This is a genomic window from Kitasatospora sp. NPDC093558 (genome assembly GCF_040683475.1).
GTDB lineage: Bacteria > Actinomycetota > Actinomycetes > Streptomycetales > Streptomycetaceae > Kitasatospora.
Window position 1 is genome coordinate 1 of the sequence record NZ_JBFBDY010000026.1, and the last position, 25,558, is coordinate 25,558.

The 25,558-nt window shown below is 73.7% G+C and carries 23 protein-coding genes and 3 tRNA genes; 9 read left to right on the forward strand and 17 right to left on the reverse strand.

Annotation, left to right across the window (positions count from 1 at the left end):
* The first annotated feature begins 13 nt into the window (after window positions 1-13).
* Window positions 14-1,282 carry a beta-ketoacyl-ACP synthase II gene (gene fabF / locus AB0O00_RS05235; RefSeq protein WP_363648742.1) on the forward strand — a complete coding sequence of 423 codons (1,269 nt, stop codon included), beginning with the start codon at window positions 14-16 and terminating at the stop codon, window positions 1,280-1,282.
* A 68-nt stretch (window positions 1,283-1,350) separates the two neighbouring features.
* Here the strand turns inward: fabF and AB0O00_RS05240 are convergent, their stop codons facing one another.
* Both AB0O00_RS05240 and AB0O00_RS05245 read right to left on the reverse strand, forming a co-directional pair.
* Window positions 1,351-1,845 carry a DUF3145 domain-containing protein gene (locus AB0O00_RS05240; RefSeq protein WP_218197899.1) on the reverse strand — a complete coding sequence of 165 codons (495 nt, stop codon included), beginning with the start codon at window positions 1,843-1,845 and terminating at the stop codon, window positions 1,351-1,353.
* 350 nt (window positions 1,846-2,195) lie between these two features.
* Window positions 2,196-3,221 (reverse strand): NADP-dependent oxidoreductase, encoded by a 1,026-nt coding sequence (locus AB0O00_RS05245; RefSeq protein WP_363648743.1) that lies wholly within the window; start codon window positions 3,219-3,221, stop codon window positions 2,196-2,198.
* Between the two features lie 130 nt (window positions 3,222-3,351).
* Between AB0O00_RS05245 and AB0O00_RS05250 the strand changes: the two genes are divergently transcribed.
* Complete coding sequence (locus AB0O00_RS05250; protein ID WP_363648744.1) at window positions 3,352-3,819, forward strand: MarR family transcriptional regulator; 468 nt, start codon at window positions 3,352-3,354, stop codon at window positions 3,817-3,819.
* Between the two features lie 119 nt (window positions 3,820-3,938).
* Window positions 3,939-5,429: an LCP family protein gene (locus tag AB0O00_RS05255; protein WP_363648745.1), complete on the forward strand. Its 1,491-nt coding sequence runs from the start codon at window positions 3,939-3,941 to the stop codon at window positions 5,427-5,429.
* Window positions 5,430-5,432: 3 nt separating this feature from the next.
* Here the strand turns inward: AB0O00_RS05255 and AB0O00_RS05260 are convergent, their stop codons facing one another.
* From AB0O00_RS05260 to AB0O00_RS05300, 9 genes are all read right to left on the reverse strand, one after another.
* Window positions 5,433-6,350, reverse strand: coding sequence for a pyridoxal-phosphate dependent enzyme (locus AB0O00_RS05260; protein ID WP_363648746.1), 918 nt, complete (start codon window positions 6,348-6,350; stop codon window positions 5,433-5,435).
* A gap of 9 nt (window positions 6,351-6,359) precedes the next feature.
* Window positions 6,360-7,007: a response regulator transcription factor gene (locus AB0O00_RS05265; protein ID WP_363648747.1), complete on the reverse strand. Its 648-nt coding sequence runs from the start codon at window positions 7,005-7,007 to the stop codon at window positions 6,360-6,362.
* A 10-nt stretch (window positions 7,008-7,017) separates the two neighbouring features.
* On the reverse strand, window positions 7,018-8,307 hold the full coding sequence (locus AB0O00_RS05270) for a sensor histidine kinase (RefSeq protein ID WP_363648769.1): 1,290 nt from the start codon (window positions 8,305-8,307) through the stop codon (window positions 7,018-7,020).
* Window positions 8,304-9,053: an ABC transporter permease gene (locus AB0O00_RS05275; protein ID WP_363648748.1), complete on the reverse strand. Its 750-nt coding sequence runs from the start codon at window positions 9,051-9,053 to the stop codon at window positions 8,304-8,306. The genes AB0O00_RS05270 and AB0O00_RS05275 overlap by 4 nt, the downstream gene beginning before the upstream one ends.
* Before the next feature lie 48 nt (window positions 9,054-9,101).
* The gene (locus AB0O00_RS05280) at window positions 9,102-10,004 is read right to left on the reverse strand and encodes an ABC transporter ATP-binding protein (RefSeq protein ID WP_363648749.1); all 903 of its coding nucleotides are present in this window, start codon (window positions 10,002-10,004) and stop codon (window positions 9,102-9,104) included.
* Window positions 10,005-10,226: 222 nt separating this feature from the next.
* A complete protein-coding gene (locus AB0O00_RS05285; RefSeq protein ID WP_363648750.1) occupies window positions 10,227-10,859 on the reverse strand; it encodes a GPP34 family phosphoprotein in 633 nt (210 codons plus the stop codon).
* A 39-nt stretch (window positions 10,860-10,898) separates the two neighbouring features.
* A complete protein-coding gene (locus AB0O00_RS05290) occupies window positions 10,899-11,126 on the reverse strand; it encodes a hypothetical protein (RefSeq protein ID WP_363648751.1) in 228 nt (75 codons plus the stop codon).
* A 14-nt stretch (window positions 11,127-11,140) separates the two neighbouring features.
* Window positions 11,141-12,094 carry an SPFH domain-containing protein gene (locus AB0O00_RS05295; RefSeq protein WP_363648752.1) on the reverse strand — a complete coding sequence of 318 codons (954 nt, stop codon included), beginning with the start codon at window positions 12,092-12,094 and terminating at the stop codon, window positions 11,141-11,143.
* 272 nt (window positions 12,095-12,366) lie between these two features.
* Window positions 12,367-12,440 (reverse strand) — tRNA-Ile (locus AB0O00_RS05300).
* Window positions 12,441-12,632: 192 nt separating this feature from the next.
* Here AB0O00_RS05300 and AB0O00_RS05305 point away from each other — a divergent pair.
* Window positions 12,633-13,484, forward strand: a complete 852-nt coding sequence (locus tag AB0O00_RS05305) for a hypothetical protein (protein WP_363648753.1) — start codon at window positions 12,633-12,635, stop codon at window positions 13,482-13,484.
* A 139-nt stretch (window positions 13,485-13,623) separates the two neighbouring features.
* Entirely contained in the window at window positions 13,624-14,370 is a 747-nt protein-coding gene (locus AB0O00_RS05310) for a trypsin-like peptidase domain-containing protein (RefSeq protein ID WP_363648754.1), read from the forward strand.
* Window positions 14,371-14,491: 121 nt separating this feature from the next.
* Here AB0O00_RS05310 and AB0O00_RS05315 read toward each other — a convergent pair.
* A tRNA-Asn gene (locus tag AB0O00_RS05315) sits at window positions 14,492-14,564 on the reverse strand.
* A 63-nt stretch (window positions 14,565-14,627) separates the two neighbouring features.
* Window positions 14,628-14,700, reverse strand: a tRNA-Asn gene (locus AB0O00_RS05320).
* A 243-nt stretch (window positions 14,701-14,943) separates the two neighbouring features.
* Between AB0O00_RS05320 and AB0O00_RS05325 the strand changes: the two genes are divergently transcribed.
* The 4 genes from AB0O00_RS05325 (at window position 14,944) to AB0O00_RS05340 (ending at window position 19,796) form a co-directional block, all read left to right on the forward strand.
* Entirely contained in the window at window positions 14,944-15,237 is a 294-nt protein-coding gene (locus tag AB0O00_RS05325) for a hypothetical protein (RefSeq protein WP_363648755.1), read from the forward strand.
* A gap of 106 nt (window positions 15,238-15,343) precedes the next feature.
* Complete coding sequence (locus AB0O00_RS05330) at window positions 15,344-16,777, forward strand: FGGY family carbohydrate kinase (protein WP_363648756.1); 1,434 nt, start codon at window positions 15,344-15,346, stop codon at window positions 16,775-16,777.
* Between the two features lie 129 nt (window positions 16,778-16,906).
* A complete protein-coding gene (locus AB0O00_RS05335; RefSeq protein ID WP_363648757.1) occupies window positions 16,907-18,310 on the forward strand; it encodes a glutamate decarboxylase in 1,404 nt (467 codons plus the stop codon).
* A gap of 430 nt (window positions 18,311-18,740) precedes the next feature.
* Window positions 18,741-19,796 (forward strand): DUF2690 domain-containing protein, encoded by a 1,056-nt coding sequence (locus tag AB0O00_RS05340; protein WP_363648758.1) that lies wholly within the window; start codon window positions 18,741-18,743, stop codon window positions 19,794-19,796.
* Between the two features lie 9 nt (window positions 19,797-19,805).
* Here the strand turns inward: AB0O00_RS05340 and AB0O00_RS05345 are convergent, their stop codons facing one another.
* The 4 genes from AB0O00_RS05345 to AB0O00_RS05360 form a co-directional block, all read right to left on the reverse strand.
* Window positions 19,806-21,017 (reverse strand): sigma-70 family RNA polymerase sigma factor, encoded by a 1,212-nt coding sequence (locus tag AB0O00_RS05345; RefSeq protein ID WP_363648759.1) that lies wholly within the window; start codon window positions 21,015-21,017, stop codon window positions 19,806-19,808.
* Between the two features lie 123 nt (window positions 21,018-21,140).
* A complete protein-coding gene (dnaG, locus tag AB0O00_RS05350; protein WP_363648760.1) occupies window positions 21,141-23,042 on the reverse strand; it encodes a DNA primase in 1,902 nt (633 codons plus the stop codon).
* 58 nt (window positions 23,043-23,100) lie between these two features.
* Window positions 23,101-24,414, reverse strand: coding sequence for a deoxyguanosinetriphosphate triphosphohydrolase (locus tag AB0O00_RS05355; RefSeq protein ID WP_363648761.1), 1,314 nt, complete (start codon window positions 24,412-24,414; stop codon window positions 23,101-23,103).
* A gap of 104 nt (window positions 24,415-24,518) precedes the next feature.
* Window positions 24,519-25,523, reverse strand: a complete 1,005-nt coding sequence (locus tag AB0O00_RS05360) for an SGNH/GDSL hydrolase family protein (protein ID WP_363648762.1) — start codon at window positions 25,521-25,523, stop codon at window positions 24,519-24,521.
* Window positions 25,524-25,558: the final 35 nt, after the last annotated feature.

Sequence of the window (25,558 nt, forward strand, 5' to 3'; positions counted from 1 at the left end):
AGAAGAAGAACCAGTGACCGCTGAAAACCGTACCGTGGTCGTCACGGGTATCGGCGCCTTCACGCCGCTGGGCGGCGACGCCGCCACCACCTGGGAGAACCTGGTGGCGGGCCGTTCCGGAGTGTCGGCCCTGACCGAGGAGTGGGCCGCCGACCTGCCCGTCCGGATCGCCGCCCGCACCGCGGTCGACCCGGGCGAGATCCTGCCCCGCCCGCTCGCCCGCCGGCTGGACCGCTCGGCGCAGTTCGCGCTGATCGCCGCCCGCGAGGCCTGGGCCGACGCCGGTTACGAGACCCCGGCCACCGACGAGTCCTCCAAGCTCGCCCCCGAGCGCCTCGGCGCGGTCATCGCCTCCGGCATCGGCGGCGTGACCACCCTCCTCGACCAGTACGACGTGCTGAAGGAGAAGGGCTCCCGCAAGGTCTCCCCGCACACCGTCCCGATGCTGATGCCCAACTCCCCGGCGGCCAACGTCGGCCTGGAGGTCGGCGCCCGCGCGGGTGTGCACACCCCCGTCTCCGCCTGCGCCTCCGGCGCCGAGGCGATCGGCTACGCGATCGAGATGATCCGCACCGGCCGCGCCGACGTCGTGGTGGCCGGCGGCACCGAGGCCGCGATCCACCCGCTGCCGATCGCCGCGTTCGCCAACATGATGGCGATGTCCAAGAACAACGACGAGCCCGAGCGCGCCTCGCGCCCGTACGACAAGGGCAGGGACGGCTTCGTGCTCGGCGAGGGCGCCGGCGTGGTCGTGCTGGAGTCGGTCGAGCACGCCGAGGCCCGCGGGGCCCGGATCTACTGCGAGGCCGTGGGCCAGGGCCTGTCCTCGGACGCCCACCACATCGCCCAGCCCGAGCCGACCGGCGCCGGCGTGGCCCGCGCGCTGGCCGACCTGTTCGAGCGCAACACCCTCGACAAGGCCGAGATCGTGCACGTCAACGCGCACGCCACCTCGACCCCGCAGGGCGACACCGCCGAGCTGAAGGCGCTGCGCAAGGAGCTCGGCGAGCACCTGGACCACATCGCCGTCTCGGCCACCAAGTCGATGACCGGCCACCTGCTGGGCGGCGCCGGCGGCATCGAGACCGTCGCCACCGTGCTGGCCCTGTACAACCGGATCGCCCCGCCGACCATCAACGTCGAGGAGCTCGACGACGACGTGGACGCGGACATCGTGCGCGACGAGGCCCGTCAGCTGCCCGCCGAGGGCCGCATCGCGGCGCTGAACAACTCGTTCGGCTTCGGCGGCCACAACGTGGTGCTGGCCTTCCGCACCCGCTGACCGAGCCCGTACGAAAGGGGCCGGCGCTCTTCGTGAGCGCCGGCCCCTTCGTCGCATGCCGCCTGGTTTCAGACCACCTGGTGCAGCCAGCGCACCGGAGCGCCCTCACCGGCGTACCTGAACGGCTCCAGCTCGTCGTCCCAGGGCTTGCCGAGCAGCCGGGAGATCTCGGCCTCCAGGTCGGCCCCCTCGCTGCGGGCGCGCAGCAGGACGGCGCGCAGCCGGTCCTCGGGGATCAGGATGTCCCCGTGGATGCCCGTGACGGCGTGGAAGATGCCGAGCGAGGGCGTGCTGCTGTAGCGCTCGCCCTCCGCCGTGGCGCAGGGCTCGCTGGTGACCTCGTACCGCATCAGCTGCCAGCCGCGCAGCGCGGAGGCGAGCTTCGAGGCCGTGCCGGGCTCCCCCTGCCAGGAGAGCTCGGCGCGCCAGTGTCCGGGCGCGGCCGGCTGGCGGATCCAGTCCAGGCTCACCCGCACACCGAGCACCCCCGCGACGGCCCACTCGACGTGCGGGCACAGCGCGCGGGGCGCGGAGTGGATGTAGAGAACTCCACGTGTCGTCACCGGGACCTCCAGGCTGTGGACGAGGGTCGCCTTCCCCAGCTGCCTCGTGCCTGCAGTTGATCCACAGTTACCCACGTTTACCGACATTAAGCCACTAAATTGAGCAAAACGGACAGGCTTTCGCTCAATGCTAGTCGAATCCTCAATGAGGTCTACCCCTCGGCCGGATCTCTCCCCCGAACGGCCCCATCGCCAGGCGGGACCACCGTACCGCGCCGCCCCGCAGGATGGATGACGCGCTTTCGGATCCGACCGGATTGCGGTAGTGCGACGGGCTTCCCTGCGCCGTGCACGCAAACCGCCCCGCGCGCCCGGTGGGCGGCGGGGCGGTCGGATCCGCTGACGTGGGATCAGGCGCCGAGGCGGACGACCATCTTGCCGGTGTTGGCACCGCGCAGCAGGTCGATGAAGGCCTCGGTCGCGTTCTCGAAGCCGTCCACCACCGTTTCGTCGGACCGGAGTTCACCGGCCGCGAGCCAGCCGGCGACCTCGCCGACGAACTGCGGCTGGAGCGCGGCGTGGTCGCCGACCAGCATGCCCTCCAGGCGCAGCCGCTTGCCGATCGCGAGCGCGAGGTTGCGCGGGGCGGCGGGCGCGGTGGTCTCGTTGTACTGGGCGATCGCGCCGCAGAGCACCGCGCGGCCGTGCACGCCGAGCGCGCCGATCGCGGCCTCCAGGTGGTCGCCGCCGACGTTGTCGAAGTAGAGGTCGATGCCCTCCGGGGCGGCCTTCGCGAGCTGCTCGGCGACCGGGCCTTCCTTGTAGTTGAAGGCGGCGTCGAAGCCGTACTCGTCCACCAGCTTGGCGACCTTCTCCGCGGAGCCGGCCGAACCGACCACCAGGGACGCGCCCTTGAGCCGGGCGATCTGGCCGACCAGCGAGCCGACCGCGCCGGCCGCGCCGGAGACGAAGACCTTGTCGCCCTCCTTGAGGCCGCCCACGGCGAGCAGGCCGGCGTAGGCGGTCAGGCCGGGCATGCCGAGCACGCCGAGGTAGGCGGAGAGCGGGGCGGCGGTGGCGTCGACCTTGACCGCGCGCTTGGCGTCGACGGTCGCGTACTCGCGCCAGCCGAGGCCGTGCAGCACTGCGTCGCCGGGGGCGAAGCCCTCGGCCTCCGAGGCGACGACGTAGCCGACGGCGCCGCCGTCCATGGCCTCGCCGAGCTGGAACGGCGGGACGTAGGACTTCACGTCGTTCATCCGGCCGCGCATGTACGGGTCGACCGAGAGGAAGGCGTTGCGGACCAGGATCTCGCCCGGGCCCGGGGTGCGGACCGGGGCCTCGACGAGGGCGAAGTCGCCCGGGACCGGCCAGCCCTGCGGACGGGCGGCGAGGTGCCATTCACGGGCGGTGGTGGGGGCTGCCTGCTCTGCCATCGGACTGCTCCTTGTTCCTCGTACTGATCGGTGCCGATCGGCGGTGTCTCACACCTGAAAGGTTGAGTTAATGAAGTAACGATGGACATGAAAGGTTCAGGTTGTCAACTTTTCAGGTAGACTGTGCCCCATGGACACGCAGCCGACCGCGGCCGCCACGCCGCAGCAGCCCGACGAGATCACCCGCGAGGTCGTCGACCTCATGGCCAATCTGGTCGCACTCTTCCACCGCGAGTACGAGGAGGCCGCCGCCGCCCGCTCGCTCACCGGGGCCCAGGCCAAGGTGCTCGCCCTCCTGCGCCGCGGGCCGATGCCGATGCGGCAGATCGCCCAGACGCTCAGCTGTGAGCCGTCCAACATCACCGGCATCGTCGACCGCCTGGAGTCGCGCGGCTTCGTGACGCGGGAGGCCGACCGGCTGGACCGCCGGGTCAAGCTGGTCGCCGCCACCGACAGCGGCGCCGCCGCCTCCGAGGAGCTCCGCGAGTCGCTGAACTTCGCCCGCGAGCCGCTGGCGGCGCTCGGCCAGGACGAGCGGACCGTCCTGCGCGACCTGCTCCGACGGATGCTCACGGGCGCCTCCGGCCCCGGAGCGTGACCAGCATCACAGGCCCGGGGGCCGAACCGGGGCCCGGTCCGAGGTAACCGAACACCCTCCCGAAACGTCTAATGTTCGAACACCGAACAGCTGCAGACGAAGACGGGGGGACCGCGACGATGAGCAGCAGCTCGCCCAAGCGGCGTTTCCTGCGGACCGCCATCGGCCTGGCCGCCGTCCTGGTGCTGTCCGTCGTGGGCGCCGGTGCCTGGTTCTACCACCGGCTCGACCACAACATCACCACGTTCGACGCGGGCGGCATCGCCACCGAGCGTCCGCCCGCACCCGCGCCGGCCACGCCGGGCGCCCAGGTGCCGGTCAACGTCCTGCTGCTCGGCTCGGACACCCGCGACGACGGGAACGACGCGCTCGGCGGCGGAGACGAGGGCGTCGGCAACTCGGACACCGCGATCCTGGTGCACATATACGCCGACCACAAGCACGCAGTCGGCGTCTCGATACCCCGGGACACCCTGGTCACCATCCCGTCCTGCAAGCTGCAGGACGGCACCTGGACGAAGCCGCGCAACGACCAGATGTTCAACTCGGCCTTCAGCGTCGGCCAGTTCGCGCACGGCAACCCGGCCTGCACGCAGAACACCGTGGAGAGCCTGACCGGCCTGCGGATCGACCACACCGTCGTGGTCGACTTCAAGGGCGCGGCCGCGATGACCGACGCCGTCGGCGGCGTCGAGGCCTGCGTGCCCAACGACGTCGACCAGTACGGCATCCACCTCAAGAAGGGCCTGCAGAAGCTCTCCGGCCAGTCCGCGGTGGACTACCTGCGAGCACGCCATGGCATCGGCGACAGCTCGGACATAGGCCGGATGAAGCGCCAGCAGGCCTTCCTCTCGTCGATGATCAAGAAGGTCCAGGGCCAGGGCTTCTCGCTGCCCACCCTGCTGCCGCTGGCCGACGCGGCCACCAAGTCGCTCACGGTGGACGAGGGCCTCGGCACCGCGATGAAGCTCGTGGACTTCGCCCGGTCCGTCCAGGACATCAAGCTCTCCGACGTCACCTTCGTCACCGCGCCCTGGCGCTTCGCCGGGAAGCGCGTGCGGCTGGTGCAGCCGGACGCCGACACCCTGTGGAAGCTGCTCAAGGAGGACCGCACCCTCGACGGCCAGAGCACCGCCGGGACGGGCGCGGCCACCGCGTCGGCGAGCCCCGGCGCGACGGCCTCCGCGTCCGCCGGGCCGCTCGCGCCCGAGCAGGCCGCGGCGCCGGTGGTCGTGGTCAACGGCGTCGGCACCTCGGGGCTGGCCGGCTCCGGCGCGGAGGCGCTCAAGGCGCGCGGCTTCACGAACATCACGCTCGGCGCCAACGACCCCGGGCGGCAGACCACCGAGGTCTCCTACGACCCCGCGCTGAAGGCCGCCGCCGACCAGGTCGCCGCCGTCTTCCCCGGGGCGAAGGCGATCGAGGAGCCCGGCAGCGGCGCGATCACCGTCACTCTCGGCCCCGACTACCGGCCGGCCGGCACCCAGATCAACTCCCTGGACGCGGCCCCGAGCCCGACGGCGACGGTGCCCAGCGGGATCCCGACGGGCATAGCGGAGAACGAGCGCAACGCCGACACCGACCCCTGCGCGAACCTGACGTTCGGGTAGGGCTCAGGCTGGGTCCGGCAGGCCCGTGACGACCGCCGTCAGGCGGGTGCCGCGGGGGAACTCCCCCGCGGCGGCCAGGTCGTGGAGGGCGGCCAGGAGCTTCGCGACGTACCGGCGCTCCAGCGCGATGCCGTGCTGCCGCTCGAACCGCTCGGCGAACGCGGCGAGTTCGGGCCGGACCTTGCCGTAGCCGCCGCCGTGGTGGGCGTGGTCGATCCGCCAGTTGCCGAACTCCCGCCCGTACGCGGCCCGGTGGAGCCGGGCGACCTCGTCCTCCAGGTAGCCCTCGCCGCCGCGCAGCACCGCCACGCCCAGCGCCCCGGCCCCGGGCGGCAGGCCGGCGGCGATGCCGGCCAGCGTGCCGCCGGTGCCGACCGGGCAGCACACGACGTCACGGGGGCCGAGGTCGGTCAGCTCGGCCGGGATCGCCGCCGCGCCGATCGCGGCGAGCGCGTTGGAACCGCCCTCGGGGAGCACCAGGCAGGGGCCCCACCGGCGTTGGAGTTCCTCCTGGCCCTCAGTGCCGGGGGCGCCGCTGCGGCCGGTCGCCTCGCGGTACTCCGCGCGGGAGAGGAAGGCGAGCTCCATCCCGGCCGCCTCGGCCGCCCGCAGTGACCAGTTGCGCGGACGCCCGGCCAGCTCGTCCCCGCGGACGAGTCCGACGCTCTCCAGCCCCAGCGCCGCGGCGGCCACCGCGACCGCGCGCAGGTGCGTGGAGTACGCGCCGCCGAAGGTGAGCAGCCGGGTGTGGCCCTGCTCGACCGCCGCCGCCAGGTTGGGCCCGAGCTTGCGCCACTTGTTGCCGGGGACGGCCGGGTGCAGGAGGTCGTCCCGCTTGAGCCGCAGCTCCAGCCCGGCCCGCGCGAACACCTCGTCGGTGCAGTCCACCAGCGGGGTCGGGAGCAGGGCGGGTTCGAGCATCCCCCCAGGCTACCGAGGCGGCGTCGGGGTCAGCAGGCCCAGGTTGTAGCCGGCGGCGACGGCGGACGCGCGGTCCTTGACGTCGAGCTTGGTGTAAATGTGGATCAGGTGCGTCTTCACCGTCGCCTCGCTGATGAACAGCCGGGCGGCGGCCTCCCGGTTGGTCACGCCGGAGGCGACCAGCTCCAGCACCTCCACCTCGCGCGGGCTGAGCGCCTCCCGGACGGGCTCGCGGACCTGGCCGAGCAGCTTCGCGGCCACCGTCGGCGCGATCACCGAGGCGCCGCGGGCGGCCTCCCGGACGGCGTGGAAGAGGTCGTCGCGGGCCGCGTCCTTGAGCAGGTAGCCGGTGGCACCGGCGCGGACGGCGGGCAGCACGTCGGCGTCGGTGTCGTAGGTCGTGAGCACCAGCACCCGGCTGGTGAGGCCGCGCTCGGCCATCGTGCGGATCGTCGTGACGCCGTCCATCCGCGGCATCCGCAGGTCCATCAGCACGACGTCCGGGCTCAGCGCGGCGATCAGCGGCAGCGCCTCGGCGCCGTCGCCGGCCTCGCCGACCACCTCGAAGCCGGGGGCGGCGGTGAACATGCCGCGCAGCCCGTCCCGGACCACCGGGTGGTCGTCGACCAGCAGCAGCCTGATCGGTGTCCCGCTCATGAAGGGCCCCTCATTCCTCGATGCCGATCGCCGGCAGGGTCGCGGTCACCGTGGTGCCGGCGCCCGGTTCGGTCTCCAGGTCGAGCCGGCCGGCGAGGCGCTCGGCGCGGCGGCGCATCACGGCGAGGCCGTAGCCGCCGCCGGTGGCCCGGGAGGCCGGTTCGGCGGCCGGGTCGAAGCCGACGCCGTCGTCCCGGACGTCCAGGGTGACCAGGCCCGGCATGTACGAGAGGGTCAGCCCGACCCGGTTCGCCCGCGCGTACTTGGCCGCGTTGGCGAGCGACTCCTGGGCGATCCGCAGCAGCGTCACCTCGACCTCGGGGTGCAGCGGGCGGGCCTCGCCGGTGACGGTCAGCCCGGCGGTGGTGGCGTTGCGCTCCTGCCACTGCTCGGCGAGTTCGGCCAGCGCCTCGGGCAGGGCGGCCCGCTCCAGCTCCAGCGGGCGCAGCGCGTGGACGGCCCGGCGGGCCTGGGTGAGGCTCTCGCGGGCGAGTCCCGCGGCGTTGTCGAGGTGGCGCCGCCACTGCTCGACCGGGGTGTCCTGCTCGCGGGCCGCGTCGGCGGCCTGGAGCTGGGTGACGATGCCGGCCAGGCCCTGGGCGACGGTGTCGTGCAGTTCGCGGGCGAGCCGGCGGCGCTCGTCGGCGGCCCCGGCCTCGCGGGCCTGGACGAGGAGCTGGGCGTGCAGTCCGGCGTTCTCGGCGAGCATCTCGGTCAGCAGCCGGTTGGCCTCGGCGAGTTCGGCGTTGGCGGCCTTGCGGCGCAGGCTGAGCCGGTCGGTGACCTCGCTGAGCGCGAGGATCACGCCGACGACGACCAGGTTGAAGGCCATGACCGCGAGGAGTCCGCCGACCTGCGCGGTACTGGCGGGCAGCACCCCGCCGGTCTGGGAGAGCGCGCTCGGCACGGTGGTGGCCGCCGCGCCGGCGATCCTGGCCCGGCCGCGCAGGTACTGGGCGGCGTGCAGGTAGCCGGTGAAGGCGAAGAAGCCGAAGTACGGGTTGTCCAGCACCAGGACGGTGATCAGCACCAGCAGGACGGTGAAGTGGGCACCGGCCCAGCGGGCGCGGCCGTCCGGCCGGGGACGGCGGTCGAGGACCGAGCGCAGCACCAGCCACAGGAACGCGGCGGCCGCCGCCGGGAGGGTGGCGGCCGCGGAGCGCGCGGTCGGGACGGGGACCAGGAGGGCCAGCGCGAGGGCGATCAGCAGGGCGACGTAGCAGAGCGGGCCGATCAGCCGGTCCAGGCGGTGCTGCCAGTCGCCGAGGGCGCTCTCGTCCGCGGCCGGGTCCTTGATCATTCCCACCGGAACAGCTTGGCAGCGGCGCCGCCCGCGAGCACCGCGTACGCGGCGAGTGTGAGCAGGCCCACGGCGTGCGGGAACCGTCCGCTCCACGAGTCCTGGAGGGCCTGGACGGCGGCGCCGCTCGGGGTGAAGTCGCCGATCCGGTTCAGCAGCGCGGGCGACATGTCGCGGGGGAGCCAGATCCCGGAGAAGAACATCATCGGGAAGAAGGCAAGGGCGCCGACCGCGTTGCCGGCCTTGGCGGACGGGACGAACGAGGCGATCAGCAGGCCGACGGACATCATCGCGGCGGCGGCCAGCACGAACGCGAGCAGGAAGCCCAGCGGCTCGCGCGGCAGCGCCACCCCGAGGGGGAGCCCGCCGAGGACGACCAGCAGCACCGAGACGGTGGCGATGCCGACGTACATCGGCACGAGCGCGCCGAACAGCAGCCCCGGGCGGACCGGGCTGGCCGACATCCGGCGCAGCACGCCGCGCTCGCGGTAGGCGGAGAGCAGCGACGGCAGGCCGTTGAGGCCGAGCAGCAGCAGGGTGAAGACGGCCAGGATCGGTGCGTACAGCTGGATGGTGCTCATGCCGTGCAGGTCGGGCGAGGTCCGGCGCAGAGCCGGGATGCTGCCGAGGACGATCAGCAGCAGGACCGGGAAGGCCAGGCTGAAGAAGGCGGTCAGCGGGTCGCGGAGGAACAGGCGGGCCTCGACGGCAGCCAGGCGGCGGACGGCGTGGACGGTGTGGTTCATGACGGTGGGTCCGTTTCTCGGGTACGGGGGCTCAGGCAGTACGGGGGCTCAGGCCTCGTGGCGGGTGAGGGCGAGGTAGGCGTCGTCGAGGCTGTGCTCGCGGATCCGCAGGCCGGTGACGACGACGCCCTCGCGGGCGAGCAGGCCGGTGACCTCGTCGGCGAAGTCCCCGGTGCCGGTGACCTCGATCCGCCCGTCCCGCTCCTCGACGGCGGTGACCCCGGGCAGGGCGGCCAGCCGGGCGGTGTCCAGCGGCGCGGTGGGACGGAAGCCGAGGGTGCCGCCGGTGCCGGAGCGGGCGACCAGCTCGGCCGGGGTGCCCGCGGCGACGATCCGCCCGCCGTCCAGGACGGCGGCCCGGTCGCACAGCGCCTCGACCTCGTCCATGAAGTGCGAGACCAGCACGACCGTCACGCCGTTGTCGCGGATGCGGCGGACCAGCTCCCAGGTGTCCCGGCGGCCCTGCGGGTCGAGCGCGGTGGTCAGCTCGTCCAGGAACGCCACCTCCGGGTCGCCGACCAGGGCGAGGGCGATGAACAGCCGCTGGCGCTGGCCGCCGGAGAGCTTGTCGAAGGGCGTCCGGACCTCGCCGGCCAGCCCCCACTCGTCGAGCAGCTCACGCGGCTCCCGGGGCTTCGGGTAGAGCGCGGCGTACAGCTCCAGCGCCTCGCCGACCCGCAACGCGCCCTGCAGCTGGGCCTGCTGGAGCTGGATGCCGATCCGGGGGCGCAGCCGGTGCGCGTCCCGGACCGGGTCTAGGCCGAGCACCCGGACCGTCCCGGAGTCGGCCCGGCGCAGGCCCTCGCAGCACTCGACGGCGGTGGTCTTGCCGGCGCCGTTCGGGCCCAGCAGGCCGAACACCTCGCCGCGCTCCACGGTGAAGGACACGTCCTCCAGCACCTGGCGCCGCCCGTACGCCTTCCGCAGGCCCGCCACCTCGATCACGGCCATCGCGCCGCTCCCTCCCGTTCGTCCCGGGTGCTCCCCGGCTCACAACGAGCTTCTCGCGCAGGGGACTTGTGGCGGATCGACCGGCCGGCCATACCGGGAGGTGGATGCGGTGGATCGCCGGTCAACCGATCGGTGGATGGCGCGGCTCAGCCGGGGTCCGCCGCAGGCAGCGCGAAGCCCGGCCGCCGTGGACGGCGGCCGGGCTCGGGGTGTGCTGTCGGGTCAGGCCGCTCCGCCGCCGTCGGCGTTCCGGGCGGCGACGGCCCGGCGCAGGGCGCGCGGGACAGGGCCGGCGGCGGGGGCCAGCTTGGCGATCCGGGCGCGGAACTCGCGGCGCTGGCCCCACGTCATGACCGCCCTCAGCTGGGCGGCGTCGGCCAGCGCGACCAGGGCGGCGTCCGCCGGGTCGACGTAGCTGAGCGGGCCCTTCAGCGCCGACGTCACCCTCGACGCCAGCTCCTTGCGCACCCGGGGCTCCGGCAGGGTGACCCGCGCGACCGGGAAGATCCCGAGCACCCGGCGCTCCTCGACCCGGATCCGGCCGTCGGCCGCGAGCCCGTCGCGAACCGTGTGCGCCGACCAGCTCTGGCGCCCGATCCAGCTCTTCCAGCTGCGCCGCCGTCCCTGGCGGATCTGCTCCAGCAGCCAGGCGGACAGCGGGTCGAGTCCGTCGGCCGCGCCGTCGACGGCGGCCGGGTGCCGGCCGTCGTCACGGATCAGCCCGCGGTGGAGGAGTTCGGTGAGCGCCGCCGCCCGTACGGCCGCGTCGAGGTTGAGGGTGGTGAGGTGCCGCCCGCGCTCGGGGTCGTAGGCCAGCAGGTACAGCTTCTCCGGAAGGGTGGTGGGCACGTCCATCGTGGACTCCAAGCTGGGGACAGGTGGTGGACCACCCAGTCAGTCGGCGTCGGGGCCATCACTGTCCGGGCTCTCCTTGGGCGGTCGGCCGCGCCGGGGAAGCGTCGCCGCACCGCTGGGCATCCGCCCCGCGTCGGTGAGGGCGCGGCGGAGCAGGAACTCGATCTGTGCATTCGCGCTGCGCAGTTCGTCCGCCGCCCACCGGGCCAGCGCGTCGTGCACCGCCGGGTCCAGGCGCAGCAGGATCTTCTTCCGCTCGGTCGCCAACGCCGCGCCGCTCCTTACTGGTAGAGGGAGCCCGTGTTCACGACCGGCTGGGTGCCGCGGTCGCCGCAGAGCACCACGAGGAGGTTGCTGACCATGGCGGCCTTGCGCTCCTCGTCCAGTTCGACGACGTCGCGCTCGGCCAGCCGGTCCAGGGCCTCCTCGACCATACCGACGGCGCCCTCGACGATCAGCCGGCGAGCGGCCACCACGGCCCCGGCCTGCTGGCGCTGCAGCATCACCTGGGCGACCTCGGGCGCGTACGCGAGCCGGGTGATCCGGGACTCGACGACCCGCACGCCGGCCGACACGACCCGCTCGGCGATCTCGGCGGAGAGCATCCGGGCGATCTCGTCGGCGCCGTCGCGCAGCGACAACTGGCCCTCGCGGTGGGCGTCGTACGGGTAGCTGCTGGCGATGTGCCGGACGGCGGTCTCGGTCTGGATGGCGACGAAGTCGGTGTAGTCGTCGACCTCGAACACGGCCTTGGCGGTGTCCTCGACCTGCCAGACCACGACGGCGGCCATCTCGATCGGGTTGCCGTCGGCGTCGTTGACCTTGCTGGTCTCGGTCTCGTGGTTGCGGATCCGGGTGGAGATCCGGCGGCGGCTGGTGAACGGGTTCAGCCAGCTCAGGCCCTCGGTGCGGACGGTGCCGCGGTAGTTGCCGAGCAGCTGGACCACCCGGGCCTCGCCGGGCGAGACCACGGTCAGGCCGGCGAGCACCACCAGCGAGGCCAGGGCGAGCAGCGGCCCGGCGATCACCAGGGCGATGCCGGGGCCCTTGGCGCCGCCGGCGATCTGCACGCCGCCGACGATGACCAGGGCGGCCCCTGCGACCAGCCCGAGCAGGCCGGTCCCGAGCACCGGCAGGCCGGAGTGGGGGGTGATGGGGCGTTCGGTGATCTTGGGGACCGGCAGGTCGAGGACGGGGCCGTCGTGGTCGTCGACGGGGATGCGCGGTGTGGTCATGGGACCGACTCCTCCAGCGAGTGATTCCGCCTAGCAATCAAAGTGATAGCACTTTTCGCGCAAGCAGACCAGAGGCCGGAACGGAACGGGGGGTGATGACGGCCGGGACACCGGCAAACGCGCTGCTCAGGCCGCCAGAACGTCAGCGGGACGTTCCCGGGCTCTTCCCGAGCGGGTGAACTTCGGCGTGTAATCACCGCCGGACGGTCGCCGTTCGCCTACAGTTCTCGCAGGTCAGCGGCCCTCAGCCCGATGGGCCGGTCGATCTGGGGTGGGGCGGGTGGGACTCGAACCCACGACCAAGGGATTATGAGTCCCCTGCTCTAACCGGCTGAGCTACCGCCCCGGTTCGCCGCGCGCGCCGGTCGTCGGCCACGGCAGCAGCAGACGGCCCCGAAAGGCCGTCCCGGGCAGCATAGCCGGTCGATCACCCGTGGTGCGCGCCGGGGGCGCACATGGGGTGCGCGGGCGTGCACGCCTCTTCCGCGCGGACGACCCCCGGTTGGCGCCCGCGGCGGCGGGCGGGCAGCCTGGGCGGGTGACGATACGTGAGGCGGGAGTGGCCGCGGGCGCCGTACTGGTACTGCTCGCGGCGGGCTGCACGACCGCGGCCCGCCCCGGCGCCGGCGCCCCGACCGTCACCTCGGCCCCCGCCTCGTCCCCCGCGCCGTCCGGCAGCCACGGCTGGAGCCGCCAGCGCCTCAAGGGCGCGACCGGCAAGCACACCGGGGTCACCCGCACCGCCAAGCCGACCGTGCTCAACGGCCTGGTCGGCGCCGTCTTCACGCGCAACGCCGACGGCGACCACTTCTGCACCGCCAGCGTCGTCGACAGCGCCGGCCTGAACCTCATCGTCACCGCCGCGCACTGCGTCTGGGACCCGAAGCTCGGCCAGCGCAGCGACCTGGTCTTCGTGCCCGGCTACCGCAACGGCGACACCCCGAGCGGGATCTGGCCCCTGGTGGCCGTCACCGTCGACGACGGCTGGAAGGACCACGCCGACCCGGACGTGGACGTCGCCTTCGCCGTCGTCCAGGCCCAGAACGGACAGCAGGTGCAGCAGGTGCTCGGCGCCAACAAGCTGGGCGTAGACCTCGGCTACCAGCTCCCCGTGCGGGTCACCGGCTACCCCGGCACCAGCGACGTCCCGATCACCTGCTCCAACAACACCGCCGAGCAGAGCCCCACCCAGCTGCGGATCGACTGCCCCGACTACACCGGCGGCACCAGCGGCAGCCCGTGGGTCACCGACTTCGACCCGAGCACCAGGACGGGCACCGTGGTCGGCGTCATCGGCGGCTACCAGGAGGGCGGCGACAACCCCGACGTCTCGTACAGCAGCTACTTCGGCGACCGCGTCCAGGCGCTCTACGACCGCGCGACCCAGTAGCCCGGGCGGGCCGGGCACCCCCGCCGCGGTGTGATCGAACGACCGGCAGTGGCGCTGCCGCGCGCGGCCTGGTAGATCTTCCTCACGAACGGCGGACCGCAGGACCGGCACCCGCCCCGAGGAACGAGACGGAGCCCCGATGGTCCCCCGCCCGGCACGGCGCGCACGCGCCGCACGGACGGCCGCGCTGACGGCCCTGCTGCTCGCCGCCGGCACCGCCTGCGCCGGGACGGACCAGGCGCCCACCGCCGAGGTCGCACAGCAGAGCGCGGCCCGCGACCGCATCGGCACCCTCTCGGTCCGCACCCCGCAGGGCCCCCGGGCCTGCACGGCGAGCGTCGTGCAGAGCCCGAAGCACAACCTGCTGGTGACCGCCGCGCACTGCGTGCAGAACCGCAGGATCGGCCTGCTGGACGGCCTGGTGTTCACCCCCGGCTACCGCAACGGCTACTCCCCGTACGGGAGTTGGCCGGTGCAGTCGATCACCGTCGACCCGCGCTGGGCGGACGAGGACGACCCCGAGTACGACGTGGCGTTCATCACCGTCCGCCCGGTCGGCGGCCGGCAGGTCGAGGACGCCGTCGGCGGCAACCCGCTCGCCACCGGCCAGGGCTTCGGGCTGGACGTGTCGGTGACGGGCTACCCCAACGAGCGCGACGAGCCGATCACCTGCGCGGTCAGGACCCGCTCGCAGAGCCCCACCCAGGAACGCTTCGACTGCGGCGGCTACACCGACGGCACCAGCGGCAGCCCGTGGGTCACCCGGACCGGGACGGTCATCGGCGTCATCGGCGGCTACCAGGAGGGCGGCGACACCCCCGGCACGTCGTACAGCATCACCTTCGACGGCCGGGTCTCCGAGCTGTACCGCCAGGCGACCACCTGAGGTGACAGCGCGGGAGCGCCCCGGATGTGACGGACGCGACAGCGGGCCGGGACAACACGAAGGCCCCCCGGTCGTCCGAGGGGCCTTCGCTCTGAGCAGTCACCGGGCGCACCCGGTGCAGCTCCCGCATTTGGACTCGAACCAAAAACCTGCCGGTTAACAGCCGGCTGCTCTGCCAATTGAGCTATGCGGGATCGCGGTACCCAACTCCCGTACCACGGACGGAAAAAACGGACCCCGAGGGGCCGCTTCCCGAGCTCCCCCAATTGGACTCGAACCAATAACCTGCCGATTAACAGTCGGCTGCTCTGCCAATTGAGCTATGGGGGATCGGCTTCCGCTCCGGCCCCCGGTTTCCCGGGCTCCTCGGCGTTCGCTGCGGGACATACATTAGCGCACTCGGGGGGGTGGTCCGCCAATCGCTTTCCCCGGCCGCCCCGGGACCCCGTGCGGCGTGCCCCGCGCGCGCCGGGCGCACCCCCCGGGGATGCTGGGGACGCGGACGGTTCACCGTCCCGACGGACGGGTAGGGCAATGCGGCAGAAGGCCGCCAGGAGAGGGTGGAATCCGATCATGTGGAAGCTGTCGTTGGCCGTCGGACTCGCGGCCGGCTACGTCCTTGGCTCGCGGGCCGGGCGCCAGCGCTACGACCAGATCGCCAAGGTCACCCGGCAGATCGCCCAGAGCCCCAAGGTCCAGGGCGCGACGGACCGGGCCAGGCAGCAGGCCGGCGCGGTGGCCGGGAAGGCCGCCGGCGCGGTCGCGGACAAGGTCGGCGACCACCTGCCGAACGCCGTGACCGACCGGGTGCCGTACTTCAACCGCGCCCGCTCGGAGGACGACGGCTGGGGTACCTTCCGACCGTGACACCCCGGTGAAGCCGGGGTGACCGCGGGCCCTTGGGCAGGTACCGAACGGGCAAAGCCCTCCCGGTCCGGACGCGTCCCGGGCCGGGCTGAGGCATGATCTCGACATGGCCATCGTCGCGGGGATAGACAGCTCGACCAGTCGCACCCGGATCGTCGCGTGCGACACCGAGACCGGTGCCGTGCTGCGCTCCGGCCAGGCCCCCCACCCCGTCCCCGAGGGCACCGAGACCCGGTCCGGCGAGGCCGACCCGCAGGTCTGGCTGCACTCGCTCGGCGACGCCGCCGCCGGCGGCCTGCTGGAGAGCGTCCGGGCGATCGGCGTCAGCGCGCAGCAGCACGGCATGATCGGCCTCGACGCGGGCGGCGTGCTGGTGCGCCCCGCGATCCTCTGGCACGACCCGCGCTCCAGCGGGGCCGCCGCCAAGCTGCTCGACGCCCTCGGCGGCCCGGCCGCCTGGACCGCCGCGATCGGCGCCGTGCCCGGGCCGACGTACACCATCGCCAAGCTGCGCTGGCTGGCCGAGTTCGAGCCCGCCAACGCCCGCCGGGTGGCCGAGGTGCTGCTGCCGCACGACTGGCTGGTCTCCCAGCTGCTCGGCAGCCCCAAGCGGCGCACCACCGACCGGGGCGACGCCTCCGGCACCGGCTACTGGTCCCCGATCACCGGCGAGTACCGGCAGGACCTGGTGAAGCTCGCGCTCGGCCACGACCTGAAGCTGCCCGACGTCCTCGGCCCCGCCGAGCCCGCCGGGCACACCCCCGAGGGCCTGCTGATCTCGGCCGGCACCGGCGACAACATGGCCGCCGCGCTCGGCCTCGGCCTGCGCCCCGGCGACGCGGTGGTCTCGCTCGGCAGCGCCGGGACGATCTTCGCGGTGCACGACCGGGCCGTCGTGGACCCCACCGGGCTGGTCTCCTCCTTCGCCGACGCCACCGGCCACCACCTGCCGATGGTCGCCACCCTGAACGCCGCCCAGGTGCTCCGCTCCACCGCCGCGATGCTCGGCCAGGACCTGGACGGCGTGAGCGACCTCGCCCTGCACTCCTCCCCCGGCGCGTACGGGCTCGTGCTGCTGCCCTACCTGGACGGCGAGCGGACGCCCGCCCTGCCGCACGCGGCCGGCACCCTGACCGGCCTGCGGGCCGAGTCGATGGCCCCGCAGCACCTGGCCCGGGCCGCCGTCGAGGGCATGCTCTGCAACATCGCGGACGCCCTGGACGTCCTGCGCGCCCAGGGCGTGGGGATCAAGCGGGTGTTCCTGCTCGGCACCGCGGGGCGGCTGCCGGCCGTCCGGCACGTGGCGCCGCTGGTGTTCGGCGTCCCGGTCGTGGTGCCGCCGCCGGGCGCCCACGCCGCCCGCGGGGCCGCCCGGCAGGCCGCCTGGGCGCTGGCCGGCACGCCCGAGCCGCCGCAGTGGGAGCTGCCGGAGGCCGAGACCGTCGAGCCCGAGGGCGACCAGGACCTGGCGATCGGCTCCGCGGTGCTGCGCCAGTACCGGGCTGCCCGCGAGCGGATCCACCCGGAGACGGCCGCCTGAGCCCTGGCCGGCCGAGCCCTGCGGCAGCCCTCCGGCGCCCGGAATCCCCGCGATGAAGGTGCGTCAGCCCGTCCCCGGTGGCAGCGTGGGACGGGACACGGCCACCCGAGCGAAGGGCGACAGGCACCCATGGCGCTGCACAAGGGGGCCGGCGACGACCGCCGGCTGAGCATCAGTCCGTTCGTGGGCACCGCCGACCCGCTCGGCGCGATGGAGCTGGCGCCACCGCTGCACCGCCTCGCCGACGGCCCCGTCCCGGCCGACACCGCCTACCAGCTGATCCACGACGAGCTGATGCTGGACGGCAACGCCAGGCTCAACCTGGCCACCTTCGTCACCACCTCGATGGAGGTGCAGGCCACCCGGCTGATGACCGAGTGCCTGGACAAGAACATGATCGACAAGGACGAGTACCCGCAGACCGCCGAGCTGGAGCGGCGCTGCGTGGCGATCCTCGCCGACCTCTGGCACGCCCCCGACCCGGACGCCGCCGTCGGCTGCTCCACCACCGGCTCCAGCGAGGCCTGCATGCTGGCCGGCCTCGCGCTCAAGCGCCGCTGGATGCGCCGCAACGCCGAGCGCTACGCGGCCGGGGCCCGGCCCAACCTGGTGATGGGCGTCAACGTCCAGGTGTGCTGGGAGAAGTTCTGCACCTTCTGGGAGGTCGAGGCGCGCACCGCCCCGATGGAGGGCGACCGCTTCCACCTCGGCCCGCTCCAGGCGGTCGCGCTGTGCGACGAGGACACCATCGGCGTGGTCGGCGTCCTCGGCTCGACCTTCGACGGCTCCTACGAGCCCGTCGCGGAGATCTGCGCGGCCCTGGACGAGCTCCAGCTGCGCACCGGCCTCGACGTCCCGGTGCACGTGGACGGCGCCTCCGGCGGCATGGTGGCGCCCTTCCTCGACCCCGACCTGGTGTGGGACTTCCGGCTGCCCAGGGTCGCCTCGATCAACACCTCGGGCCACAAGTACGGGCTCGTCTACCCCGGCGTCGGCTGGGCGCTGTGGCGCGACCACGAGGCGCTGCCGGAAGAGCTGGTCTTCCGGGTCAACTACCTCGGCGGCGAGATGCCCACCTTCGCGCTCAACTTCTCCCGGCCCGGCGCCCAGGTGGTCGCGCAGTACTACACGTTCCTGCGGCTCGGCCGGGACGGCTACCGGGCCGTCCAGGGCGCCTGCCGGGAGGTCGCCACCTACCTGTCCGAGAGGATCGGCGAGCTCGACGGCTTCCGGCTGCTCACCCGCGGCGACCAGCTGCCGGTGTTCGCCGTCACCACGGACGACGGCGTCCCCTTCGACGTGTTCGACGTCTCGCGGCGCCTGCGCGAGCGCGGCTGGCAGGTGCCCGCGTACACCTTCCCGGCGCACCGGGAGGACCTGTCGGTGCTGCGGATCGTGTGCCGCAACGGCTTCTCCCGGGACCTCGCCGACCTGCTGCTGGCCGACCTCGGCCGACTGCTGCCGGAGCTGCGGCGCCAGCCCGTCCCGCTGAAGGAGCTCGGGGTGCCGGCCCGGACGGGGTTCCACCACTGAACCGCCAACGCCGGACCGGACCGTGAACGGCCACGACGGGGAGGGCGCGCTGGAGCGCCCTCCCCGTCGTGCGTCCCGGTACGTCCGGGGCAGCCTCCCCCCGCGAGGCTGCCCCGGACGGTGGGGGTTACCGGGACCTGGGTGTCGGACGGACGACCGAAAACGATCCGCGTCCGAACGAAGCGTCCGGTGGGCGAACCGCACCGGCTAGAGAACTGTGCACGACGGAGACATGGATGTTCGAGCGTCTCCGGGGGTTGTGAGACACTTCGGACCGTCTCAGCGCCAGGACCTGGGGTTTGGGACGGCCGAAGGATGAGGTTGGAGAAGCGGAGACACCCGAACGGCCCGGGGTCGGAGCCCCTCTCACCGCGGAGCTCCCCCCGATCGGTCCCCCCGATCCACCGTCTCTAATGCATGGAAGGGCCGCATGGGTTCCGCTTGGAAGCAACTGCCCGGGGAGCTGACCGGGCCCGCTCGAAGCCTTGTCGAGGAACTGCGCACGCTCAAGGACGCCGCCGGACTCTCGCTGTCCGAGCTGGCCACCCGGACCCACTACAGCCGGGCCTCCTGGGAGCGCTGGCTGAACGGCAAGCGCGTCATCACCGAGCAGGCCCTGGAGGCACTGATCCGGGCCGTCGAGTGCGACGGGCCCGCCCTGCGGGCGCTCTGGCAGCAGACCGTGTCCGGCCCCGCCGCCGGGGAACCCGGGGCCGAGGGCACGGACGCCGGATCCCCCGCCGAGCACCCGGCCGACGCGCCGCTGGTCGCGGACGCCCGGGACGTCCCGGGCGCCGCCGAACCGGCCGCGGCCCCCGCGGACGGCGAGCCCGCGCCCGCCCCCGCCTGGTGGCGCCGTCCCACCCCGCTGCTGGCCTGCGCGGCCGTGGTGGCCGCCGTGCTGGTGCTGGTGGGCCTGCGGGCCACCCGGCACGACAGCCCGTCGACCCCCGTCGCCGACCCCGGCGCCATCGCCGCCTCCGGCACCGTCTCCCCCTCCGCGCCCGTGTCCGCCAAGCCCGTCTCGTCCGACCCCACCTGCCAGGCGATGGGCTGCGCGCACAAGGACCCCAAGTCCACCGGCTGCGGCAAGGACGCGCGCACGCTGCAGACCGACGTCATCGGCAAGGTGGTCATCTACCTCCGCTACAGCCAGCGGTGCCAGGCCGCCTGGGCGGCGATCACCGAGGGCCAGCCGCAGGACTACGCGACGATCACCAGCAGCGCCGGCGACAGCGAGCAGGCCCTGATCCACTGGGGCTACGACAACTACTCGTCCATGCTGAGCGCGGCGGACCCGGCCGTCACCTTCCGGGTCTGCGGGTACGCGCCCGAGGGCACCGTGTGCATCACGCCGATCTCCGACCTGGCCGGCGTGGTGGCCTCCACGCCGATCCCGATCGGGCCCGCCTCGCCGCCCCCGGGGCACGGAGACACGGCGAGTCCGTCCGCCGCTCCGGCGACGGCCTCTCCGGCCGCGTCGTAGCGGCGGCGCTCAGTCGAGGTACCCGCGCAACTGCGCGGCGAAGGCGTGCTCGCGGAGCTTGACCAGCGTCTTCGACTCGATCTGACGGATCCGCTCGCGCGTCACGCCGAACACCGAGCCGATCTCCTCCAGCGTGCGCGGCCGCCCGTCGTCCAGCCCGTAGCGGAGCTGGATGACCTGGCGCTCGCGCTCGCCGAGGGTGGCCAGCACCGCGTCGAGGTGCTGGCGCAGCAGGAGGAAGGTCGCGGACTCGGCGGGCGAGGCGGCGTCGGCGTCCTCGATCAGGTCCCCGAGCGCGACGTCGTCCTCCTCCCCCACCGGGGTGTGCAGCGAGATCGGCTCCTGCGCCAGCCGGAGCAGCTCGCGCACCCGTTCCTCGGTCAGTTCGAGCGCCGTGGCGATGTCGGCCGCGCCCGGCTCTTCGCCGCGCTCCTGGAGCAGCGCCCGCTGCACCCGGACCACCCGGTTGATCAGCTCGACCACGTGCACCGGCACCCGGATCGTCCGGGCCTGGTCGGCCAGCGCCCGGCTCATCGCCTGGCGGATCCACCACGTGGCGTAGGTGGAGAACTTGTAGCCGCGCGCGTAGTCGAACTTCTCCACCGCGCGGATCAGGCCGAGGTTGCCCTCCTGGACGAGGTCCAGCAGGGTCAGCCCCCGGCCGACGTAGCGCTTGGCGACGGAGACGACCAGGCGCAGGTTCGCCTCGATCAGGCGGCGCTTGGCGATCCGGCCCATCACCACGAGGGAGTCCAGCTCGTCGGCCAGCGGGTCGGGCGGCGGGGGCTCGCGGTGGAGCCGCTCCTCGGCGAACAGGCCGGCCTCGATCCGGCGGGCCAGGTCCACCTCCTCGGCGGCGGTGAGGAGCCGGATCCGGCCGATCTCGCGGAGGTACTGGCGGAGCAGGTCCGCGGCCGAGCCGCCGGTGTCGGGACTGCTGCGGGCGCCGCGCTCCTCGTCCGGGGCACTGTCCGCCTCCGCGTCGGCGTCGGTCTCAGCGTCGGGGGTCTCCAGGGCGTCCGGGCCTTCCGGGTGGCCCTCCGGCAGGCCCTGGGCGGGCACCCGGGCGCCGTCCGGGGGCGGTGCCCCGGCCCGGCCGTGGTCCGCCTCCTCGCAGGGGCGCGGCGCCGGGCCGACGTCCGGCGCGGGGGCGTGGGCGCTCGGTGCGGTGGGATTCGGTCTGTCGGTCGGACTGGACGTCGCGGCAAGGCCTTGGTCCACGGGCATCCCCTCGGGGAGCGCGCGACTCTGGCGGACCCGCGCTGTACGGAGCTGGGACGCCCTCCAGTGTGCGGTACGCCACGCTCCGTGGCCGAGACTCGTGCGCCGACTTTCTGAGCAGTATCAGAGCGCCGCGGCGCCCCGGCTGCGCAGCTGCTGCCCGTACTGCTGGAGCTGCCACAGCTCGGTCTGCACCGCGTGCTGCTGCTCGGCGTCGGCACGCGGGCCGAGCCGCTGGAGGTAGCCCCGGACCTCGGCGATCCGCCGGTCGACGGCCAGCAGGCGCAGCTTGACCAGGAACTCCCCCGCGTAGACGGCGTCCGCCTTGCGGCGCGAGCGCACCGGTTCGACGGTCAGCTCGGTCACCAGCGAGCGCACCCGGTCGTCCGGGGCGGCCTCGCGCACCGCGCTCGTGAAGTCCGGCAAGGTCGCCCCGTACGCGGCGCCGCCGGCCTTGGCGATCGCCTGCCGCACGGCGGTGTAGGGCGGGGTCGGGAACTCGTCGTCGCCGTAGTGGTCGAAGGCCGGGCTGACGAGGTCCGGGTGCTGGAGGGCCAGCTTGAGCAGCTCGCGCTCGACGAACTGGGCCGGGTCGCGCGGGTTCAGCACGAAGGCGGGCCGGGACGGACGGACGGGCTCGGGCTCCGGCCGGCGCTGGACGGCGCCGCGCGGGTTCTGCTGGCGCTCGCGGTCCCAGCGGGCGAGCTGGGAGACCCGGCGGACGACGAAGGGCTCGTCCAGGATGCCGAGCATGCCGGCCAGGCGGACGGCGTACTCGTGCTGGATCGAGCGGTCCTTGATCTTGGCGACGATCGGGGCCGCCTCCTCCAGCGCCGCCGACCGCCCCTCCGGGGTGTCCACCCGGTGCCGGGCCACCACCGAGGTCAGCGCGAACTCGAACAGCGGGACCGGGTTGTCGATCAGCTCGCGGACCGCCTCGTCGCCCTTGGCCAGGCGCAGCTCGCACGGGTCCATGCCGCCCGGGCTGACCGCGATGGAGGTCTTGGCGGCGAACTTCTGGTCGTCCTCGAAGGCGCGCAGGGCGGCCTTCTGGCCGGCGGCGTCGCCGTCGAAGGTGAAGACCGTCTCGCCGCGGTACTGGGAGGTGTCCATCAGCAGCCGGCGGATGATCTTGATGTGGTCCTCGGCGAAGGCCGTACCGCAGGTGGCCACCGCCGTGGTGACGCCCGCCAGGTGGCAGGCCATCACGTCGGTGTACCCCTCGACCACCACCGCGCGGCCGGACTTGGCGATCTCCTTCTTCGCCAGGTCGATGCCGTACAGCACGTGGGACTTCTTGTAGATCGGCGTCTCGGGGGTGTTGAGGTACTTCGGGCCGTTGTCGTCCTCGCGCAGGCGGCGGGCGCCGAAGCCCACCACCTCGCCCGCGATGTCCCGGATCGGCCAGACCAGCCGGCCCCGGAAGCGGTCGATCAGGCCGCCGCGCTGGCCCTGCGAGGCGAGGCCGCCGAGCAGGATCTCCTTGTCCGAGAAGCCCTTGCCGCGCAGGTAGCGGACCAGGTGCTCCCAGCCGGCCGGGGCGTAGCCGACGCCGAAGGTCCGGGCGGACTCCTCGTCGAAGCCGCGCTCGGCCAGGAAGCGGCGGCCGATCTCCGCCTCCGGCGAGGCCAGCTGCTCCTGGTAGAACGCGGCGGCCACCTTGTGCGCCTCGACCAGGCGGGTGCGCTCGCCCTGCTGGTGGCGGGGGCTGTAGCCGCCCTCCTCGTAGCGCAGGGTGATGCCGGCCTGGGCGGCCATCCGCTCGACGGCCTCTGCGAACGTGAAGTGCTCGATCTTCATCAGGAAGGCGATGGTGTCGCCGTTCTCCTGGCAGCCGAAGCAGTGGAAGACGCCCTTGGCGGGGTTCACGTAGAACGAGGCGGACTTCTCGTCGTGGAAAGGACAGACGCCCTTGTACTCGCCACCGCCACCGTTGGTCAGCTGTACGTAGTCGCCGACCACCGCGTCGATCGGCAGTGCAGCACGCACCGCCTGTACGTCTTCGTCCCTGATCCGCCCGGCCACCCCGGAAGTCTACTGGGGTGGCCGGGGTTTCCGGCGGGAGCGTTCCCCGCTGCCGGGGTTACGTCCAGGCGGCGCCGACGAGCTTGGAGTGGAGGGCCAGGGCCGAGGCGTCGGTGAGGGTGGCGATCTGGTCGATGACCGTCCGCAGGGCGGCGCGGTCGTCCTCGGCCTCGCGGTAGAGGGCGGCGAAGACCGGGTCGAGGCCCTCGGGGGCGCGCTCGTTCAGCACGTACGCCAGCTCGGCGATCACGATCCGCTGGCGGGCCCGCAGCTGGGCCTGCTCGTCGCGCTGCATCACGTAGCGGACGGCGACCGCCTTGAGCACCGCGCACTCCAGCCGGACGTCCCGCGGCACCACCAGCTCGGCGGCGTACCGGGTGAGCCGGCCGGGGCCGTAGCGGGCGCGGGTGGCCTGTTCGGCGGCCAGGCAGAAACGGCCGATCAGCTGGCTGGTGAGGTCCTTGAGCCCGGCGCGGGCGCGCGCGCTGTCGTCGTACGAGCGCGGCCACCACTCCTGGGCGAGCAGCCGGTCGAGGGCGGCGGCGAGCTCCTCCGGCTCGGCGTCGCGGGCGTAGCGCTCGGCGACCTTGAAGAGCTCGCCGCGCTCGCCGGGGGCGCGCAGCGCGGCCGGGTCGATGTGGCCGGCCTGGAGGCCGTCCTCGACGTCGTGGGTGGAGTAGGCGACGTCGTCGGACCAGTCCATGACGGTGGCCTCGAAGCACTTGCGCCCGGCCGGGGAGCCGGCCCGCAGCCAGCGGAAGACCGGCAGGTCGTCCGCGTAGACGCCGTACTTGGGCGAGTCCGGGTCGACGGGGTGGGCGCCGTGCGTCCACGGGTACTTGGTGGCGGCGTCGAGGGCGGCGCGGGTCAGGTTGAGGCCGACGCTGCGGCCCGGCCAGGGGGCGAGGCGGGCGGCGGGCTGCTCGTCCTGCGGGGCGAAGCGCTTGGGTTCGAGCCGGGTGAGGATGCGCAGCGACTGCGCGTTGCCCTCGAAGCCGCCGCAGGCCTCGGCGGCCTGGTCGAGGGCCTCCTCGCCGGTGTGGCCGAAGGGCGGGTGGCCGATGTCGTGGGCCAGGCAGGCGGTTTCGACGAGGTCCGGGTCACAGCCCAGGGCCGCGCCCAACTCCCGGCCGACCTGGGCGCATTCGAGGGAGTGGGTGAGCCGGGTGCGGGGGAAGTCACTGCGCATCGGGGCGACCACCTGCGTCGTGCCAGCCAGGCGGCGCAGCGCGGCCGAGTGGAGCACCCGGGCACGGTCGCGCTGGAAGGCCGTGCGACCGGGGCGCTTGTCGGGTTCGGGGACCCAGCGGGCCTCCGCGGCGTGGTCGTACGGGATCGGGGCTGCGGCGGGGCGGTGCGCGGTGTCGTCCATATGTGCTTCACCGTACGCCGGGCCTCCGACACGCGGGGTGTGCCGCGCGCGAAGGGGCGCGGGCCGGGGCGTGAATCCTTTGGGTACGCGCCGTCCCCCGCCGTTCAGCCCTTGACGGCCTTCAGGACGGCGGCGGCGACCGCCTCCTCGCCCTTGGCGTTCGGGTGGATCGCCGCGAGGCCCGGGGCCGGGAAGGGCGGCTCGACCCAGCGGGACCCGCCGGCGCACATGTCGTGTCCGGCGGACGGGGTGGCGGCGTCCACGAAGACCGCGCCGGCGCCGTCCGCGCGCTTGCGGAGCATGCCGTTGAGCTGCTGCTCCTTCTCGACCAGGAACCCGAGGTCGGCGGGGGCGACGGTGCTGCCGAGCACCGGCCCGCAGCTCGCCGGGTCGGCCGGCAGCAGGGCCGGGTAGCCGACCACGTACACCCGGGCCTGCGGGGAGCGGCGCTTGATCTCCTGGAGCGCCTGGCCGAGCCGTTCACCGGTCGCGTCGACCCTGCGCTGCACCTCGTCGGTGCCGCCGGCGGCGTAGCGGTCGCGGCAGGGCGAGGCGGCGCGCCCGTTGCCGACCAGGCCCTTCACCGCGTCCAGCAGGTTGTCCTTGGCGCACTGGGTGACGACCTCCATGAAGCCCGCGTCGTTGCCGCCGATCCCGACGGTGACCAGCCGGGTGGCCGGGGTCAGCGCGTCGAGCTGGGGCGGGTTGGCGCCGCCGTCGGTCTGCTGGGGGCCGGTGAGGTCACCGGTGCGGGCGCCGCTGCAACTGACGTCCTGGAACTGCCCGGCCGCCAGCCCGAGCGCCTTCGCCACCAGGGACGGGTAGTTGACCGCCGAGCGGTCGCAGCCCTTCGGGCCGCCCGCCTGCGGGGCGATCCTGATGCCGGCGGTGTACGAGTCACCGAGCGCCACGTACGGGCCGCTGGGAGGCGGGGTGGGGGTCGGCGTGGGCGTGGGGGTCGGCGTCGGGGTGGCCGAGGCGCGGGCGGACATCGCGCCCGCGGCAGCCTTCGCGGACCCGCCGTCCGAGCCGCCCCCGGAACTGCAGGCCGCGAGCAGCACCGCGGCCAGCCCGGCGGCCGTCACGGCGGCGGCAGGGCGTGTGGTCATCGGCATGGCATCCCCCCGGGGGCAGGAGTCGTCTC